This is a genomic window from Promicromonospora sp. NPDC050249 (assembly GCF_040656015.1).
In the GTDB taxonomy this organism is placed as follows: domain Bacteria; phylum Actinomycetota; class Actinomycetes; order Actinomycetales; family Cellulomonadaceae; genus Promicromonospora.
Genome location: NZ_JBFAKY010000003.1, coordinates 62,376 through 77,871, shown reverse-complemented (window position 1 = coordinate 77,871; position 15,496 = coordinate 62,376). Strand labels below are relative to the sequence as shown.

Here is a 15,496-nt window from a genome sequence, read left to right as displayed (position 1 = left end):
GTCGGCGGCGATGGCCTATACCAGCGCCGGCGTGCGGCCGGCGGACGTGTCCCGCAGCAGGACGGCGTCCTGGCTCGGCGGGAGGCCGAACTGCCTGCGGTACTCGCGGCTGAACTGCGACGGGCTGTCGTAGCCGACCCGTAGCCCCACGCCCGTCACGTCGCCGGGGCGGGTGGCGAGCAGGAGGCGCGCCTCCTGGAGCCGGATCTGCTTCTGGAACTGGATGGGGCTCATCGCGGTGACCGCCTGGAAGTTCCGGTAGAACGCCGAGGCGCTCATGCCCGACAGGGCTGCCACGTCCTGGACGCGGAAGGGCTGCGCGTAGTGCTCCCTGATCCACTGGACGGCGCGGGCGATGTGGGCGAGCCCGCTGTCGGCCAGGCCGAGCTGGCGCACGGTGGCCCCCTGCTCCCCGGTGATCAGGCGCCAGAGGATCTCGCGCTTGACGAGCGGCGCCAGGACCGCGGCGTCGCGCGGGCTGTCGAGCAGCCGCAGCAGTCGCACGACCGCGTCGACGAGGGGTGCGGGGGCGTCGCTGACCACCATGCCGGGCGGGGCGGCGGCGCTGGTCGGAGGGAGGTCGCCGGGTGCGGCCTCCAGAAGGAGCTCTGCGATCAGGGCGGGTCGCAGGACCAGCCCGAAGCCGAGCGCCGGCTCGTCGGGCTGGGCTCTCGTGAACAGGCCGGTCACCGGCAGGTCGACGGAGGCCACCAGGTACTGCCCAGGGCCGTACTCGTGCACGCTGCTGCCGAGCGCGATCCGCTTCGAGCCCTGGGCGATCAGCGCCATGACCACGCCTGACATGGAGGGCGCCGGCGGCGCGGACCGGTGGACCGCCGAGACCAGGACGTCGTCGAGCGCCGTCGTATGGGAGTCCCGCCGGGCATGGCGGGCGATCAGGGTACGCAGCTCTTCGAGGGGTGCACCGGTCATGCCACAAGCATGGCACGGTGCATTCACGATGCTCGCGGGCGCAGGAGGATCGTGCAAATGGTCAGGACGATCGTTGTGTCGCAGCGGTGGGCCCGCGCGGTGTGATGGAGGCACCAGCAACCGGGCCTCCAGGGGCCCTCGCACCGAGGAGACTCACATGACCGTTCGCCACGGATTCCAGGCCACCCTGACCGCGCTGCCGGGCAAGGGTGACGCCCTGGTCGAGATGCTGCTGAACGCCCCGTCGTTGTCCCGTACGGACTGCCCTGTCTTCCTGATCAGCCGTTCGGCCTCGAATGCCGACGTCGTGCACGTCATCGAGGGCTGGACCAGCGAGGAGGCCCATGCCGCGTTCTTCGCGACCAGCGAGGCGCAGGCGCTCGTCGCAGAGCTGCAGCTGCTGCTGGCGGGGGAGTCCGCGTACACGGACCAGGTGCTGGTCGGCGGCAAGGCCGAGCTCTGAGCCGCCCTCCGCTGACAGCGCCGTCCCGTGCGCTGACGATCCCGAACCCTTCCTGAGAGGAACATGTCATGACGACCACTCGTCCCGAGATCGATCCCGAGCTGCGTCCGCTGCTCGACCTGGTCCCCGCCGCGAACCTCGGCCCCGACACGCTGGCTCAGGTGCGTGGCCTGGCGGCCACCACGGCGGACGGCATCGAGAGCCTGCTCACGACAGGGCGGACCGTCGACCGGCGCGACGTCACCGTCACCGCCCCGGACGGCACGGCCGTCCCGCTCACCGTCCTGAGCCCGCCGGGCCTCGACCGCTCGACGCCGGCGCCCTGCGTCTACTGGGTGCACGGCGGCGGGATGGTGATGGGGGACCGGTTCTCGAACCTCGACATCCCGCTGGAGTGGCTCGACGAGCTCGGCGCCGTCGTCGTGACCGTGGACTACCGGCTGGCGCCGGAGGCGAGCGGCACGACCCTGGTCGAGGACTGCTACCTGGGCCTCGTCTGGGTGGCCGAGCACGCCGCCGACCTGGGCGTCGACCCGGCGCGGCTCGTCGTCGCCGGCACCAGCGCGGGAGGTGGCCTGGCCGCCGGCGTGGCGCTGCTGGCGCGGGATCGGGGGACACCGGACCTCGCGGCACAGGTGCTCGTCTGCCCCATGCTCGACCACCGCAACGACACCGGATCGAGCCATCAGTTCGCCGAGGGTCCCGCGACGTGGAGCCGGGCCATGAACGCGTTCGGCTGGCGGTCCGTGCTCGGCGGCGATCCGGCGACCGAGGTGTCGCCGTACGTGTCGCCGGCCCGGGCCGGCGACCTGTCGGGCCTGCCGCCCGCGTACATCGACGTCGGCTCGGCCGAGGTGTTCCGGGACGAGGACGTCAGCTACGCGAGCCGCATCTGGGCGGCCGGTGGCCACACGGAGCTGCACGTGTGGGCCGGCGGGTTCCACGGCTTCGACGCGCTCGTGCCCGAGGCGCAGGTCTCGATCGCGGCGCGCCGGACACGGGCCGACTGGCTCCGCCGGGTGCTGGAAGCGCGGGCCGGCTCGTGAACGCAGAAATGAACGACGCAGAGACGAACAACAGGGAGATGAAAGAGATGAACCAGGACCAGAACAGCAACGACGTTCCCGTGGTGGTGGTGACCGGCGCCAGTGCGGGCATCGGTCGCGGCACGGCGGTCGAGATCGCCCGCCGCGGGATGCGCGTCGTCGCGACCTACAACTCCCGCCCGCAGGAGGCGGAGGAGACCGTGCGTCTCGTCCGGGAGGCCGGCGGTGATGCGGTCGCCCTCCGGCTCGACATCGCGCACAGCGACCAGTTCCCCGCCTTCCGGCAGGAGCTGACGGAGGCGATCTCGACGGCGTGGGGTGCGACGACGGTCCGCGCCCTGGTCAACAACGCCGGCTTCGGTGGCGGGTTCCCCTTCGCCGAGATGACCGAGGACGCGTTCGACCAGTACTACCGCGTGCTCCTGAAGGGCCCCTACTTCCTGACCCAGGCACTGCTGCCCCTGCTGGCGGACGGCGGGTCCGTGGTGAACGTCTCGAGCAGCTCCGTGCGTCCGGGGGACACCGAGCCCGGGTACTCCGGCTACGCGGGGATGAAGGGCGGCCTCGTCACGGCCACCCGGTACCTGGCCAACGAGCTCGCCGGTCGCGGCATCACCGTCAACTCCGTCGCCCCTGGCCCCACTCGCACGCGGATCGGAGACGACGCCTTCGACCGCTTCCCGGAGATCATCGACGGCATCGCGGCGAGGACCGCGCTCGGCCGCGTCGGCGAGCCGCAGGACGTCGGCAGGGTGATCGCGTTCCTGGTCTCGACGGACGCCGGGTGGATCACCGGCCAGGACATCCAGGTCTCCGGGGGATTCGCGCTCTGAAGGTCGCGCCGCCGTGGTCACACATCACGGGGCTCGCCGGTCGAACAGCAGGAAGGACACGGACGCCTCGCCGCTGGATCGCGACGAGGGACGGGCGGCGAGAGGTGAGGAACAAGATGGCGGGCATCGTGCAGCGGGCAGTCGTGGTCCAGCCGGGGACGGTGGAGCCCGGATCGGTAAGGGTGCGCGCCTACAGCTCGGGCGTGCTGGTCGCCGACGCCGATCCGCCGCTGCTGGTCTGGGAGCACGCCTTCTACCCGCAGTACTTCTTCGCCCCGGGCGAGGTGCAGGCCGAGCTGCGCGCGGCAGGCCCGGGACGCCGGTCCCGGAGCCTCGGTCCGAGCGAGGTGTACGACGTCGTGGTGGGCGACCAGGTGCTGGCGGGCGCGGCCCAGCGGTACCCGGAGGCGCCCGTCGAGCGCCTGCGCACCATGACGACGCTGGCCTGGTCGGCCTTCGACACGTGGCTCGCCGAGGAAGAGGTGATCCATACCCATGCCCGCGACCCGTATGTGCGGGTCGACGCGATGCCGTCCAGCCGGCACGTCCGCGTGGTAGTGGGCGGGGCCGTGGTCGCCGAGTCGCGCCGCCCCGTCGTCCTGGTCCAGTCCGGGCAGCCGCCGCGGTACTACCTGCCGCGGGTCGACGTACGGATGGACCTGCTGACGCCGACCGACACGGCGAGCCACTGCGCGTACAAGGGCACCGCCGCGTACTGGACGCTCAGGGTCGGCGACCTCGAGCTGCCCGACGTCGTCTGGGGCTACGACACCCCGCTACGGGAGGGGCTGGCGGTCGCCGGGATGGTCTGCTTCTGGCCAGAGCAGAGCGCGGACCTCGAGGTCTACGTCGACGGCGAGCGGATCGACCGGCCGTAGCCTGCCGACGGTGCCAGCCACGGACAACCTGGACCTGGATCCGGAGCCCGGGCGCGCACACGCTGGTGCGGACACAGACCGGCGTGAGAGGAACCTCAAGTGAGCAAGAAGAACCCCGCCCAGCGGCCCGACGTCGTCGTGCCGGACCTGACCGGCAGGCGCGCCGTCGTGACCGGAGCCAGCGACGGGATCGGGCTGGGGCTCGCCGAACGCCTCGCCCGCGCCGGAGCCGAGCTCGTGCTGCCCGTACGCAACCCGGCGAAGGGCCGCGCGGCCACCGACCGGCTGCGTGCCGCCGTGCCCGGCGTCGTCGTCACCACCCGCCCCGCCGACCTCGCGTCGCTCGAGTCGGTGGCGGCGCTCGCGGACGGACTCCTGGCCGAGGGGCGGCCGATCGACCTGCTCGTCGCGAACGCGGGAGTGATGACGCCGCCGGCCCGCACCACGACGGCGGACGGGTTCGAGCTCCAGCTCGGCACCAACCACCTGGGGCACATGGCGCTCGTCGGGCACCTGCTGCCGCTCCTGAGCAGCTCCCGGGCGCGCGTCACCACGATGTCGAGCGCGGCCGCGCGGTTCGGGCGCCTCGACTGGGACGACCTGAACAGCGAGCGCGACTACTCGCCGGTGCGCGCCTACAACCTCTCGAAGCTGGCCCAGCTGATGTTCGCCCTCGAGCTGGACCGGCGCAGCAGGGCGCACGGCTGGGGGATCGTGAGCAACGCGGCCCACCCCGGGACCACCTACACGGGCCTGTACACCGCGGGGCCGGGCCTCGGCAGCCCGGAGCCGCCGCGGATCGACGCCGTGATGCGGCGGCTGCTCGGCCTGAGGATCTTCGTGCAGCCGGTCGAGCAGGGGCTGCTGCCCGCGCTGCAGGCGGCCACCGACGCGGCCGCCGACGGCGGGACGTTCTACGGCCCCGACGGCATCGGTCACTTCACCGGTGGGTCCGCCCGGCAGCGGGTCTACCGGGCCGCCACCGACGAGGTGGCGGCCGCCCGGCTGTGGGCGGTGTCCGAGGAGATGACGGGCGTGCGTTTTCCTGACGCGCCGCTCGGAGAACGAGGTAGAGGTGAGGTCGATGGATCGCGAGCAGCTCGGTGAGTTCCTGCGCACCCGCCGGGAGGCGCTGCAGCCCGAGGACGTGGGGCTGCCGCGCGGGCCGCGCCGCCGCACGAGCGGCCTGCGGCGCGAGGAGGTCGCCGCGCTGAGCGGCGTCTCGGCGGACTACTACAGCAGGATCGAGCAGAGCCGCGGCGCGGTGCCCTCGGAGCAGGTGCTCGCGGCCATCGCCCAGGGTCTGCACCTCACGCTCGAGGAGCGGGACCGGCTGGTCGAGCTCGCCGGGCACGCCCTACCGCGCCGCGTCCGGCGCAGCGACCACATCAACGCCGGCCTGATGCGGATCCTGGACGGGCTGGCGGACGCGCCCGCCCAGGTCGAGAACGTCCTGGGGGTGACGCTCCGACAGACGCGGCTCGCCGCGGCGCTCCTCGGCGACGAGACCGCGTACACGGGCCCGGAGCGGGCCCGGGTCTACCGGTGGTTCACCGACCCGCGCAGCCGGGACCGGATCCCCGAGGAGGACCACGACCGGCACGGCCGCACCCTCACGGCCCGGCTCGCCGCGGTCCACGCGCAGACCGGGCCGACGTCGCCGGCGGCCGAGCTCGCGGACGGCCTCCGCGGCCGTAGCGCCGAGTTCGCGCGGCTGTGGGACGAGCACCCCGTGCTCGGCCCCTACTGCGAGCCCAAACGGCTGAACCACCCGGAGGTGGGGCTGGTCGAGCTGCACGGGCAGACGCTGCTGGACCCCGACCAGTACCAGGCGCTGACGGTGTTCACGGCGGTTCCCGGCACGGAGAGCGCCGAGCGGCTGCGCCTGCTCGCGGTGGTGGGCTCGGTCTGATCGCCGGCGCTCCGGTAGCGCTGCCCGTGTGGCGCCCCTCACATCGCCCGCGGTCACATCTCGGGGGCCTGGCGGGTCACTACTGCGGCGGTGTACCGCGCACCGCACCCCTGTGGAAGGAACGTTATGACCTCACCGATCGAGACCCTCCGCCGTGACTTCGGCGGCGACATCATCGAACCGGGCGACGCCGAGTACGAGGCGGTCGGCCGTTCGAAGCTGGCCGCGGGGAACCCCGCCTACGTCCTGCGCCCCGGGAGCGTCGACGACGTGCGGGCCGCGGTCCGGTTCGCCGCCGGCTCCGGCGTCACGCTGTCGGTGCGCGGCGGCGGCCACAGCTTCGCCGGGTTCGGTACCAACGACGGCGGCGTCGTCATCGACCTGAGCCTGCTCGCGACCGTGGAGGTCGTCGATCGCGAGCGACACCTGGTGCGAGTCGGCGGCGGCGCCCACTGGGGCGACGTCGCGGAGGCGCTGGCCCCGCACGGGCTCGCGATCTCCTCCGGCGACACCAAGAGCGTCGGTGTCGGCGGGCTGACGCTGAGCGGTGGCATCGGCTGGAAGGTCCGGCGGTACGGCCTGGCCCTGGACAGCGTGGTCGCCGCCGAGATCGTCACCGCGGACGGCGAGATCGTGACCGCGAGCGACGAGGAGAACCCCGACCTGTTCTGGGCGATCCGTGGCGGCGGCGGCAACTTCGGCGTCGTGACGTCCTTCGAGTTCGAGGCGCACCCGACCACGGAGGTCGTCTTCGGCAAGGTCACGTTCCCGCAGGCCGAGGCGGTCGAGGTGCTCCAGGGCTGGGCGGAATACCTGCGCACCGCGCCGGAGGAGCTCACGTCGATCGCGAACCTCGCCAACCCGATGGCCGGCGGCCCGGAGGCGCCGGTGGAGATCCACGTCGCCTTCGACGGCGACGACCCGGAGGCGGCCGCCCGCGCGCTCGCCCCGATCCGCGCGCTGGGCACCGTCCTGGACGACGACGTGGCACCGCACGCCTACGCGGACATCCTCGTCGAGGGCGGCTCCCCGCCGCCCGGCATCGAGGTGCTCGCGCACGACGGCTTCGTCGAGCGGGAGTCGGTGGCCGAGGTCCTGCAGATCCTGGCCGAGGTCGGGACGTCGCCCGGGTCGCCGTCGATCGCGATCCGCAGCGTGGGTGGCGCGGTCGCGCGGGTCCCTGGCGACGCCACCGCCTACGCGCACCGGCAGGCGGAGCTGATGGTCGCCACCCTGGTGGGCGGCCCGGTGCACGTGGTCGAGGCGGCGCGCGCCGGCCTGGACGCGATCTGGGAGAAGCTCGGCCCGCACGTCAGCGGGGCCTACGCCAACTTCCTCACGACGGCCACCGACGACGACGTGGCCGCCGTCTACCCGACGGCCACGTACGAGCGCCTGGCGGAGGTGAAGCGGCGGTACGACCCGAACAACCTCTTCGCGCACAACCACAACGTCCGGCCGAAGTAGGGGAGCGGCGCTGACGCGGGCGTCGCCCTCTCGGGGCGACGCCCGTGCAGGACGCAGCGTGAACGTGGCGGGTAGGACCTTGGTGCTCTTGGAAAAGAGGCCTGGCCGCGAGGCCTTTGCGTAGATCCAGCCCGATAGCGTCACGCGGGACATGGGCCGTCCGGCGAAGGGGACGCGATGAAGGCCGACCACTACGACGAGTTCGCAGTCGGCTACGACGCCGAGAACGCCGGGAGCCTGCTCAACGCCTGGTACGAGCGACCGGCGATGCTCCGCCTTGCGGGCGACGTGCGCGGCCGCAAGATCCTTGACGCGGGCTGCGGGTCCGGACCGCTGTCCGCCGAGCTGCGTGACCGCGGCGCCGACATGACCGGGTTCGACGGCAGCCCCGCGATGATCGAGCTGGCCCGCCGCAGGCTCGGTGGCGACGTCCCGCTGACCGTCGCGGACCTCACGCAGCCACTGCCGTATGCGGACGACACCTTCGACGACGTCGTCGCCTCCCTCGTCCTGCACTATCTCGAGGACTGGCACCCGCCGCTGACCGAGCTGCACCGGGTGCTCAAGCCGGGTGGCCGCTTCATCCTCTCCGTCAACCACCCGCTGATACGGCCCTTCTTCTTCCCGGACGAGGACTACTTCGCCATCCGGCAGTTCTCGGAGGAGTACGAGTTCGCGGGCCAGCCAGGGACGCTGACGTACTGGCACCGCCCCCTGCACGCGATGTCCGACGCCTTCGCCGCCGCGGGGTTCAGCATCGCGTCCATGGCCGAACCCGCGCCTTCCCCGGACACTCCGTCCGAACTCCTCCCGCCACGTATCGCGAGCGGAGAGCGGACCGCCTTCGTGTCCTTCCTCTTCTTCGTCCTCGAGGCCCGTTGAGACCCACTCGTTCTGTGGCACCCACCTACGGGGCGCCATGACGGACCTCGCGGTCTCGTGCAGAAGCTCCTGACCGGCGACCGCCGCGAACCGGCAAGCGAGTGCGGCTCTGTTACATCATCTGACGGATGCTCGGCCGGGGGTGGCGGTGGACTCTGGGTGTGGCGCACACAGTGCCGAGAAACCACGAGTTCGGAGAGAAAGATGAACCACACGCCCCGTCGATCACCATGGCGGAGGACCGCGTGGGCGGCGCACTTCGAGGCCAGCATCCGGGCGGACCAGGCGGGCTTCACCGACTTCCGCGAGGACCTCGCCGCATTCACCGTGCCGACCCTCGTCGTCCACGGAGACTCCGACGCCGTGGTGCCCTTCCACATCAGCGGCCGCCGGAGCGCGGAGACGATCTCCTCCAGGGAGACCACGACGTCATGATCCCGACCAAGGCCAGCCACCTGCCCGTAGCCGGAGGACGCCGCCGCTCGCGTCGTCGAGTTCCTCGCCACGTAGACGGGCGGTCGTGAGGTCGCTCGGGAACCCGGGCCAGGTCGGGTCAGTGTCCACCCCCGCCGAGGGTGACCGACCCGGCCTGCTCACCGGCGGGCAGCGTGAGCTCGCCGGTGTCGCCGCCGGCGGTGAGCCGGAAGTCGCCGGCGAAGGCGTCCACCTGGATCCGGCCGTGCTCGTCAGTTCGGGTCGTCGTGGGCGAGAGCCACCACGCGTCCTTGATCAGGCCGCGCAGGGCGTCGTACGCGGGTTTGGGCGTGCCGTCGGCGCGCACCAGTCCGCAGGGGGCGCCCAGCCACGCGCCCTCGTCGGTGAGCCCCCAGTAGTTGACGGCCTGGACGGCGGGGTGTGCGACGAGCTGCGTGTAGTGGCGCACGATCTCGTCGGCCTGCCGTGCCTCGCCCTCGGAGGTGGAGGGCCAGGAGCCGACCACGTGGTCGTTGAGGTCGGTGACGTCGGCGGGCATGAGGTCGCCCGACAGCAGGGTGTTCTCGGTGAGGTGGAGCGGCAGGCCGAAGCGCGCGAACCGGTCGAGCACGTCGGCGAAGTACTCCTCGCCGCGATAGCCCTGGTGCATGTGCGACTGGAGCCCGAGCGCGTCGATCCGCACCCCGGCGTCGAGCACCTCCTCGACGAGCCGCTCGTAGTCGGCCGACAGGTTGAAGTCGTTGAGCAGGAGCGTGACGGACGGGTCCGCCTCGCGGGCGGCGTCGACGGCGAGCCGCACCATGCCGACCCGGCCGAGACGCTGCGCCAGGCGGGTGACCGCGTTCTCCTCACGGTCGAACACCGGCATGATCACGGTCTCGTTGATGGCGTCCCACGTGGGCACGACGTCGCCGAGCCCGGAGACCTCACGAGAGATCCGGAGCCGGATCTCTCGCTCGACGTCCTCGTCACCGAGCCCCAGGAGCCACGTGGGCGCCATCGTGTGCCAGAGCAGCGGGTGGCCCTTGACGGCGACGCCGCGCTCGGCGAACCAGGCGGCGGTGCGCCGCAGCCGGTCGGTGTCTGGCGCGCCGCGCTCCGGCTCGAACCCGCGCCAGTAGAACGGCAGCGTGACCTGGTTGAACAGGTCGAACCACAGCGGCGCGAGCGTGCGGGCGGTCTCGACAGCGGCGCCGCCGAACGGGGAGTAGAGCGGCGTCGTGCCCAGCCCGTTGGCCAGGCCGACGAAGTCGAAGCCGATGTTGCCGAACAGGAACGCGTGCCGGGTCTGCTCGACCTGCACCTCACGGCCGGCCAGCGGCTGCCCCGCGGCGTCCAGGACCGTGACGGTGGCGCGGGAGTGCCGGTGCGCGAGGCGGGGATCGGCGGAGCTCTTGACGGTCGTGGCCATGGAAACTTTCCTTGAGTGTTTCAGTGTCGCCGCGTCAGCGCCGCGGCGCGGCCGTGGAGTGGCGTTCCACGAGTGAGGTGGCGAGCTCGGTGCGCGGAGCGGGCCGCAGCTCGTTGCGGGACATCTCGATGACGATCCGGGCCGCCTCGCGGCCCATCTCGAGCAGCGGCTGCCGCACGGTGGTCAGGTGGGGCGTGACCCACTGGCACAGCTCGACGTCATCGAACCCGACGACGGAGAGGTCCTCCGGGACGCTGAGCCCGAGCTCCTCGGCGGCGAGGTAGACGCCGTAGGCCTGCTCGTCCGAGCCGGAGACGACGGCGGTAGGCCGGTCCGGGCGGTCCAGCAGGTCCCGCCCGTGGGTGCGGCCGCCGGTGACCAGCGAGTCGCCGTGGCGGATCAGCGAGTCGTCGACGGGCAGCCCGTGCCGCTGGAGCGCGCTGCGGTAGCCGTCGAGGCGGTCGCGGTGCGACTCCTCGTCCATGGGGCCGGTGATCACGGCGATGCGCGTGTGGCCCAGCGCGATGAGGTGCTCCGTGGCGTCGCGCCCGCCCGCCCAGTTGGTGGCCGCGACCGTGGGCAGCGCCGGGGCGGCGGCCCCGACCGGGTCGACCAGGACGACGGGCATGCGCAGGCGGGAGAGCTCGGCCTCGACCGAGTCGTGCACGTGTGCCGCCACGAGCACCACGCCCTCCGAGCCGCGCTCGGCGAGGTGGTTCACCCACGCGGCGGTGCCGAACGAGTCGCCGCTGCTGGTCGTGAGCACCAGGTCGAGGCCCAGCCGCGCGGCCTCGGTCTGCGCGCCGCGCAGCAGGGTCGTCGCCCACTGGGTGTCGAGGGTCTCGATCACGAAGTCGACGAGCCCGCTGCCCGCGCCCGGGTGCGGGCGGCGCTGCTCGTAGCCGCGCTCGGCGAGCACCTGCTCCACCTGGCGGCGGGTGGCCGCGGACACCCCCGGGCGGCCGTTGAGCACCTTGGAGACGGTGGGGGTCGAGACCCCGGCTGCCTCGGCGACCTCGGCGATGGTGACGCCGCCGCGCCGCTCCCTGCGTCCCGCGCCGGCCTCGGGCCTCGTGGCCGTCCCTGTCATCTCGCGCCCCTCCTCGTCGCCGAACCGTGCTGACGACGGGTGTTGACGTCGTCGTGACCGCACCCTATCGTACCGGAAAGCGAAAGCCTTAAAGAAACTTTCGCACCTCGGAGGTGCCGCAACGGTCCCGAGGACGAGGAAAGGACGCAGAGATGCAGACGTCGAAGAAGACGTTGTCGGCCCGCAGGGTCGGGGCCGTCGCAGCGGTGGCCACGGCGAGCCTGCTCCTGGCGGCGTGCACGCCGGGCAGCCAGGGCGGCGCGACGACCGGGGACGCGACCGCGGGCAGCATCACCTGGTGGGGCTGGACCCCGGACGCCATCAACGCCGAGAAGCTCATCGCGGCGTTCAACGAGGAGTACCCCGACATCGAGGTCGAGTTCGTCTCCAAGCCGATCGACAGCTACGACTCGGTGCTCTCGCCGGCCATCACGTCGTCCGACGGGCCGGACGTGTTCAACGTCGCTCCGGGCTCCGCGAACGGCGGCGTCGACACCTTCGGGCCGGGCGCGATCGACCTGACCCCCGCGGTCGAGGAGGCGCTCGGGCCGGACTGGTCCAGCAAGGTCTCCGAGCTGGGCGTCAGCGGCCTCACCGTCGACGACAAGCTGGTCGGGCTCTCCGCAGGCGCCGTCTACTCCGGGAACCTCTGGATCAACCAGGGCATCTTCGAGAAGTACGACCTCGAGCCCCCGACGGACCTCGCCTCCTGGAAGCAGGTGTGCGACACGCTCGAGGCAGCGGGCGAGGGCTGCTTCGTCCAGGGCGCCGGCCAGTGGGCCTTCGACATGGACACCTTCGAGGCCATCGTCGAGAACATCGAGCCAGGGCTCTACCAGAAGGCGACGGTGGGGGAGGCGTCGTTCACCGAGGGCGACTCCGGCCAGAAGTTCACGCAGGCGATGGAGACCTGGAAGTCGCTGTTCGACGAGGGGATCATGCAGGAGGGCGCCGTCGGCCTGCAGCAGTACCCCGACGCGAACAACGAGTTCATGCAGGGCAAGTACGCCATGATCATGATGGGCTCCTGGTACACGCAGTACGCCGTCAAGGACTCGATGGTCACGGCCATGGAGGCGGCGGGCGTGTCGGACCCGGAGCCGATCACCCTCGTCCCCGTCGACTTCCCCGACCTTGCCGGCACCGGCAATGTGGGCAACATGTTCGGCGACGCGGACTACGGCCTCGCCGTCTCCGGCCGCTCGGACAACCAGGCGGCGGCGACCACGTTCGTCACCTGGCTCGCGACGTCGCAGGCCGGCCAGCAGTCGGTCGCGGACACGCTGAACAACATCCCCGCCCTGGCGGGCATCACGCCCGACTGGGACCAGATCGACCTCGTGGACCCGCAGGCGCAGGCCGACGTCCTGTCCGCGTACACCGAAGCGGCGGCTGCCTCGACGCAGCCGCGCTTCGCCACCGTCAGCGCCGAGCTCAACACCGCCTTCCGTGACGCGCTCGTCGGCGTCGCCGGAGGGGACATGTCGATCCCGGACGCCCTCAAGACCCTCCAGGGCGTCGCCGCCGCGGAGTGACGGACCGGGGTGGGCCGGCCGACCCCTTGCGGCCGGTCCACCCCTTCATCAGGCACGAGCCACCCAAGACCCGAAGGACAAGCAATGAGCATCAGCGCAACGCTGCCTGACGCCGTGACACCCACCGGAGGTGCGCGCGCGGTGGCGCCGCGCCGCCGGGGGCTGAGACCGGCGGCGAACGGCCTGCCGTGGATCCTGCCCGCGATCGTCGTCGTGGTCGGCCTGATCTACTTCTCGATCGGCTACACCGGTTACGTCTCCACCCTCGACTGGAACGGCTTCATCCTCACCGAGCCCACGTTCCTAGGCCTGGCGAACTTCGCCGAGATGTTCGGCGACCCCGTCTTCTGGAAGGCGCTGACGCACACCGCCGTCTTCTATGTCGTCACCTTCACCGTGCAGACCGCGCTCGGCTTCACGTTCGCGGCGCTCATGCACTCCCAGGTCTACCTGCGCGGGGTGTACAAGGTCGTCGTCTTCGTGCCGACCGTCCTGGCCCCCGCCACCATGGCGCCCGTCTTCCGCCAGATCTTCGACGCGGACGGCCAGCTCAACACCCTCCTGCGGGCGGTGGGGCTCGACGGCCTCGCGCAGACGTGGCTGGCCGGCGGCACGACCGCGATGGGCGTGGTCATGCTCGCCACGATCTGGCAGTGGACCGGCCTGACCTTCATCCTCTTCTACGCCGCCATGAGCCAGATCGACACCGAGATCCTCGAGGCGGCCCGCATGGACGGCTCCGGGAACCTGCGCACCCTGTGGTCGGTCGTGTGGCCCATGTGCAAGGGCACCACCGTGGCCCTCGCGACCCTCGGTCTGATCGGGGCGCTCAAGACGTTCGACTGGCCGTACCTCATCACCAAGGGCGGCCCCAACTACGCGACCGAGTTCCTGGGCACGTACATCTACCACACGATGCTGTCCGAGAAGCGGTTCGGCTACGCCGCCGCGATCTCCGTCGCGCTCCTGGTGCTCGCGCTCGCCTGCGGCGTCTTCATGTCGCTGCGCAACCGCCACGAGGGAAAGGCCTGATCATGCTGGTGACACGCTCGCTCGGCTCGAAGATCGTCATCCAGCTCGTCGTCACGCTGATGGCGCTGCCCTTCCTGCTGCCGCTGGTGGCGATGGTCCAGGGTTCGCTCGGCGGCCGGGGCCTCGGCAACTACGTCAAGGTGTGGCAGACCGGGGTGCTGCCCACCTACCTGCTCAACTCGGTGCTGATCTCGGTGTTCGCGATCCTGATCGTGTACGCCTGCACGATGCTCGCGGCGTTCGGGTTCTCCAAGCTGCGCATCGCGGGCAAGGAGCTCTGGTTCTGGGCGCTGCTGCTCGCGCTGACCATGCCCGAGGCGGTGCTGCTCACCCCGCTGTTCGTCACGGCCTCGACCTTCGACATGTACAACCAGCTCGTCGCGGTCATCCTGCCCGTCGCGGCGCTGCAGATCCCGTTCACGACGCTGCTGGCCCGCAACTTCTACGACGGCATCCCGTCGGAGATCATGGACGCCGCCCGCGTCGACGGCGCCAACATCTGGCAGGTCTTCTGGCGTGTGGTCCTGCCGCTCACCCGGCCCATCGCGGCCGCCATCGTGGTGCTCACGCTCATCGCGGCGTGGAACGCGTACCTGCTGCCGATGCTCATGCTCAACGACCCGGGCCGGCAGGTCCTGACCCTGCTCCCGTCGTACTTCGTCAGCCAGTACACGAACGACCAGACCGGGGTGCTCGCCGCGGCCGTCATCGCCGCCGTCCCCATGCTCGTCGCCTACCTCGCGCTGCAGAAGTACTTCGAGCGCGGCCTCGCGGCGGGAGCGCTCAAGTGATCACCCAGGAGAGCCCTGTGGGCATGCTCGAAGGAAGGCTCGCCGTGGTCACGGCGGGGACCGCGGGCATCGGCCTGGCGGTCGCCACCCGGTTCGTCGCCGAGGGTGCGACGGTCGTCGTCACGTCGCGTTCGGCCGCCTCGGTCGACGCCGCTGTCGCGCGGCTCGGGCCGCGGGCGGTCGGTGTCGTCGGCGACGCGTCGGACGTCGCGGACCTCGCCCGGCTGGCGGACGCCGTCGCCCGGCTGGGCCGCAAGATCGACGTGCTGCACGTCAACGCGGGCCGCGACGTCGAGGCGACGCCGGTGAGCTCGCTGACGCCCGAGAAGTTCGACGCCGTCGCCGGGCTGACGTTCCGCGGCACCGTCCTGACGGTGCAGGCGCTGGCCACGCACCTGGCGGACGGCGCGTCGATCGTGCTCACGTCGTCGATCGCCGGCACCAACGGCGGTCCCGGCCACGCCGTCTACAACGCGAGCAAGGCCGCGGTGCGCTCCCTGGCGCGCACCCTCACGGCCGAGCTCGGCCACCGGGGGATCCGCGCGAACGCGGTGAGCCCCGGCCCCACCCGTACCGCCGGGTTCGACGCGTTCACCGGCGGCTCGGCCGACGTCGAGGCGGCCGTCGTCGCGCAGATCCCGCTGGGCCGCGTCGGGCTCCCCGAGGAGGTCGCCGCCGCCGTGTGCTTCCTCGCGAGCGACGAGTCCAGCTACGTCGCCGGGATCGAGCTCACCGTCGACGGCGGCATGAGCCAGGTCTGACTCCGTCCGACCCGAAAGTAAGTACTG

The 15,496-nt window shown here is 71.8% G+C and carries 16 protein-coding genes; 13 read left to right on the top strand and 3 right to left on the bottom strand.

All coding sequences use genetic code 11. The features are described from left to right. Positions 1-15 precede the first annotated feature (15 nt). Complete coding sequence (locus AB0I32_RS03320) at positions 16-933, bottom strand: AraC family transcriptional regulator (protein ID WP_357502846.1); 918 nt, start codon at positions 931-933, stop codon at positions 16-18. A 157-nt stretch (positions 934-1,090) separates the two neighbouring features. Between AB0I32_RS03320 and AB0I32_RS03315 the strand changes: the two genes are divergently transcribed. The 9 genes from AB0I32_RS03315 (at position 1,091) to AB0I32_RS03275 (ending at position 8,849) form a co-directional block, all read left to right on the top strand. Next, positions 1,091-1,396, top strand: a complete 306-nt coding sequence (locus tag AB0I32_RS03315) for an antibiotic biosynthesis monooxygenase (RefSeq protein ID WP_357502844.1) — start codon at positions 1,091-1,093, stop codon at positions 1,394-1,396. 68 nt (positions 1,397-1,464) lie between these two features. After that, positions 1,465-2,442, top strand: coding sequence for an alpha/beta hydrolase (locus AB0I32_RS03310; protein ID WP_357502842.1), 978 nt, complete (start codon positions 1,465-1,467; stop codon positions 2,440-2,442). A gap of 47 nt (positions 2,443-2,489) precedes the next feature. Next, on the top strand, positions 2,490-3,275 hold the full coding sequence (locus AB0I32_RS03305) for an SDR family oxidoreductase (protein WP_357502840.1): 786 nt from the start codon (positions 2,490-2,492) through the stop codon (positions 3,273-3,275). A 116-nt stretch (positions 3,276-3,391) separates the two neighbouring features. Beyond that, the gene (locus AB0I32_RS03300; protein ID WP_357502838.1) at positions 3,392-4,153 is read left to right on the top strand and encodes a DUF427 domain-containing protein; all 762 of its coding nucleotides are present in this window, start codon (positions 3,392-3,394) and stop codon (positions 4,151-4,153) included. Positions 4,154-4,252: 99 nt separating this feature from the next. Then, complete coding sequence (locus AB0I32_RS03295; RefSeq protein WP_357502836.1) at positions 4,253-5,260, top strand: SDR family oxidoreductase; 1,008 nt, start codon at positions 4,253-4,255, stop codon at positions 5,258-5,260. Continuing rightward, a complete protein-coding gene (locus AB0I32_RS03290) occupies positions 5,238-6,065 on the top strand; it encodes a helix-turn-helix transcriptional regulator (RefSeq protein ID WP_357502834.1) in 828 nt (275 codons plus the stop codon). Before AB0I32_RS03295 ends, AB0I32_RS03290 begins: the two co-directional genes overlap by 23 nt. Before the next feature lie 126 nt (positions 6,066-6,191). After that, positions 6,192-7,532 carry an FAD-binding oxidoreductase gene (locus AB0I32_RS03285; RefSeq protein WP_357502832.1) on the top strand — a complete coding sequence of 447 codons (1,341 nt, stop codon included), beginning with the start codon at positions 6,192-6,194 and terminating at the stop codon, positions 7,530-7,532. Positions 7,533-7,709: 177 nt separating this feature from the next. After that, positions 7,710-8,414: a methyltransferase domain-containing protein gene (locus AB0I32_RS03280; protein WP_357502830.1), complete on the top strand. Its 705-nt coding sequence runs from the start codon at positions 7,710-7,712 to the stop codon at positions 8,412-8,414. Positions 8,415-8,618: 204 nt separating this feature from the next. After that, the gene (locus AB0I32_RS03275; protein WP_357502828.1) at positions 8,619-8,849 is read left to right on the top strand and encodes a hypothetical protein; all 231 of its coding nucleotides are present in this window, start codon (positions 8,619-8,621) and stop codon (positions 8,847-8,849) included. Positions 8,850-8,967: 118 nt separating this feature from the next. Here AB0I32_RS03275 and AB0I32_RS03270 read toward each other — a convergent pair whose 3' ends face one another. Further along, on the bottom strand, positions 8,968-10,260 hold the full coding sequence (locus AB0I32_RS03270; protein ID WP_357502826.1) for an endo-1,4-beta-xylanase: 1,293 nt from the start codon (positions 10,258-10,260) through the stop codon (positions 8,968-8,970). Positions 10,261-10,294: 34 nt separating this feature from the next. Beyond that, positions 10,295-11,350: a LacI family DNA-binding transcriptional regulator gene (locus AB0I32_RS03265; RefSeq protein WP_357502824.1), complete on the bottom strand. Its 1,056-nt coding sequence runs from the start codon at positions 11,348-11,350 to the stop codon at positions 10,295-10,297. A gap of 152 nt (positions 11,351-11,502) precedes the next feature. On the opposite strand from AB0I32_RS03265, the gene AB0I32_RS03260 reads away from it, so the two are divergent. The 4 genes from AB0I32_RS03260 (at position 11,503) to AB0I32_RS03245 (ending at position 15,469) form a co-directional block, all read left to right on the top strand. After that, positions 11,503-12,885, top strand: a complete 1,383-nt coding sequence (locus AB0I32_RS03260) for an ABC transporter substrate-binding protein (protein WP_357502822.1) — start codon at positions 11,503-11,505, stop codon at positions 12,883-12,885. An 84-nt stretch (positions 12,886-12,969) separates the two neighbouring features. Further along, positions 12,970-13,917 (top strand): sugar ABC transporter permease, encoded by a 948-nt coding sequence (locus AB0I32_RS03255; protein WP_357502820.1) that lies wholly within the window; start codon positions 12,970-12,972, stop codon positions 13,915-13,917. Between the two features lie 2 nt (positions 13,918-13,919). Continuing rightward, on the top strand, positions 13,920-14,708 hold the full coding sequence (locus tag AB0I32_RS03250) for a carbohydrate ABC transporter permease (protein ID WP_357502818.1): 789 nt from the start codon (positions 13,920-13,922) through the stop codon (positions 14,706-14,708). After that, entirely contained in the window at positions 14,705-15,469 is a 765-nt protein-coding gene (locus AB0I32_RS03245; protein ID WP_357502816.1) for an SDR family oxidoreductase, read from the top strand. Before AB0I32_RS03250 ends, AB0I32_RS03245 begins: the two co-directional genes overlap by 4 nt. The last annotated feature ends 27 nt before the right edge of the window (positions 15,470-15,496 follow it).